Below are 648 nucleotides of genomic sequence, written 5' to 3' on the forward strand. Positions count from 1 at the left end.
GGCGGCCGAGGAGCTCTCCGCCGCGAATGCGCAGGTCGCCGCCGGCTCGCAGGAGACGTCGACCCAGGCCGGCGTGGTCGCGAACGCGGCCGACGAGGTGAACCGTTCCGTCCAGGCGGTCGCCTCGGGCGCCGAGCAGATGGGCGCGTCGATCAAGGAGATCTCGCACAACGCCAACGAGGCGGCGCGCGTCGCCGCGAATGCCACCTCGGTGGCGGAGTCGGCCAACGACCAGGTCGGCAAGCTCGGCGCCTCCTCGCAGGAGATCGGCGACGTCATCAAGGTGATCACCGGCATCGCCGAGCAGACCAACCTGCTGGCCCTCAATGCGACCATCGAGGCCGCCAGGGCCGGCGAGGCGGGCAAGGGCTTCGCGGTCGTCGCGTCGGAGGTCAAGGACCTCGCTCAGGAGACCGCGAAGGCGACCGAGGAGGTCGCTCGCCGCGTGGCCGCGATCCAGGACGACACGGGTGGCGCGGTCGAGGCGATCGGTGAGATCGCTCAGATCGTCCAGCAGATCAACGACTTCCAGATGACGATCGCCTCGGCGGTCGAGGAGCAGACCGCGACCACCAACGAGATGAGCCGTGGTGTGGCCGAGGCTGCGACAGGCTCCGCGGACATCGCGGGCAACATCTCGTCGGTCGC

The 648-nt window shown here is 70.1% G+C and carries 1 protein-coding gene; it reads left to right on the forward strand.

Features of this window, described 5'->3' with window-relative positions; translation table 11 throughout:
• Nucleotides 1-648 (forward strand): methyl-accepting chemotaxis protein (locus AOP78_RS14650; protein ID WP_236685400.1); only part of this gene is annotated, 648 nt, incomplete at both ends.

The sequence above is a fragment of the Demequina salsinemoris genome (assembly GCF_000974805.1).
Taxonomy (GTDB): Bacteria; Actinomycetota; Actinomycetes; order Actinomycetales; family Demequinaceae; genus Demequina; species Demequina salsinemoris.